Genomic DNA, 1,620 nt, shown 5'->3' with positions numbered 1-1,620 from the left:
AGTTCATCGGCTGGGCTAACAATCGCATTAACCACTCGCTTCGCTCGCTGGGGACAAAAACACGTAGGCTCCCTCGCTTCGCTCGTTATTGTAGCCTACGTCTTTTTGCCCGTTATGCGGAGCGTTATAAGTCATGGATGCATTAGATAAACTAGCGGAGAAAAACCGCACACATCAAAAACATGTAAAAGCAGAGAAGTTGGCTGTGGCGCTCATAGCACTCGGCTTACTACCTTTTTATGTTGACCTTGTATATTCAATCATCACTTCAGATGCTAGCTTTCCACAGCGGTTAGTTTTTGCTTTTGTATCTTGTATAGGAAGTTTATGCTTTTCTTGCCCGATCTTGGCGATGGTAGATTTGTCACTTTTCAGCTATCGGGTAAAAGCTATTATTTTAGTTTTTACACAATCGTGGTTTATCTATTTTTGGGTGTTCAGTGAGGCTCCTTGGGTTGGGTTTCTTCCGTCAATCCCAGTGTATCTCGCCATGCGCCGTCAACTCCCAGAAATCAAAGCTAAAGCTGCTAATGGTGACTATGACTTATAACAAACAAATTATATCGCCCGCTGTGGCGGGCTGGGACGCAAACACGCAGGCGGCTTCGCCATTATCGCCTGCGCGTCCGCGCCCCATATTTGGGCGTTAGCTGCCTTGGAGATTAATTTAGCATGACTGGTTTGAAGAAAAAGCTAACCAAAGTAGAGAACAACAAATGAAGGGATTAAGGGATTATCAGCATGATTTTCTCACCTATGTAATGAAATATAAAATCATGGGTAGTTTCTTGGCATATTGTGTCGTGTTTACTAGTTTAGCAATTGGTAATCAAGTTGTGTCTTTTATCTTCCAAGAAAACATAAGTACTCTAAAGTTACTGTTAATTTCACTGCTAGGAATTCCTATTGTTAAAATTCAATCCAAGCAACGCCTCAAAGGTCGCAGCTAACAAGGCGCCTAAGAAAGCCTGCGATGCAGGCGGGACAAATACTCGCGGCCTCCGGCAAAGCGCTCGCATTTGCCCCTTGGCTTGGTGTTATATGACATGGAGGTAGCCAAATGGATCGGAAGACTGCTGACAATATTCTTGAAGAACTAGCAATTATTTCAGTAACAATAGAAAACTTATCTAGAAAAATTCCTAAGGAATCGAGGAAACAGATTGCAAAGGATTTGGGTACTTTGTTGAAAGCTTGTACCAGTATCGAATCAGAAATAGGATTTAAAATTCCTGATATTCATCCGCATTATCTGGGGTGGGAGAATTATTCTCAGTTACGTAAAAAACACGAAGACCCTGAGCATCCTGTAGTTCTTCCAACAGAGGAACAACTAGAACAAGCGCGTGAGCAATGGTCTAAAATCCAAAATTTACTGCGTAGTTAGAATGTCATATAACAAAAAAATTATGTCGCCCGCAGGCGGGCTGGGACACAAACACGCAGGCTCTGCTTCGCAGTTTAGCCTACGTGTTTGTGCCCCATATTTAGGTGTTATGTTGCAATGGAATGTATATGAATTATTTGTTTTTAAGTGTTTCAGTTTTTATCGGGTGTGTGATTTGCTGGCCTCTATTTAGATTCATGTATAAAGCAGTAACTCAAAATGCTCCTGAATTT

The 1,620-nt window shown here is 41.9% G+C and carries 2 protein-coding genes; both read left to right on the top strand.

The features are described from left to right. Positions 1-133 precede the first annotated feature (133 nt). The gene (locus tag DXV75_RS16970; protein ID WP_115594607.1) at positions 134-550 is read left to right on the top strand and encodes a hypothetical protein; all 417 of its coding nucleotides are present in this window, start codon (positions 134-136) and stop codon (positions 548-550) included. Positions 551-1,060: 510 nt separating this feature from the next. Continuing rightward, the gene (locus DXV75_RS16960) at positions 1,061-1,387 is read left to right on the top strand and encodes a hypothetical protein (protein WP_115594605.1); all 327 of its coding nucleotides are present in this window, start codon (positions 1,061-1,063) and stop codon (positions 1,385-1,387) included. The last annotated feature ends 233 nt before the right edge of the window (positions 1,388-1,620 follow it).

The organism is Alteromonas aestuariivivens (assembly GCF_003367475.1).
Classification (GTDB): domain Bacteria; phylum Pseudomonadota; class Gammaproteobacteria; order Enterobacterales; family Alteromonadaceae; genus Alteromonas; species Alteromonas aestuariivivens.
Note: the sequence above shows the minus strand (reverse complement) of the source record. Positions and strands in the feature narration are given on the sequence as shown.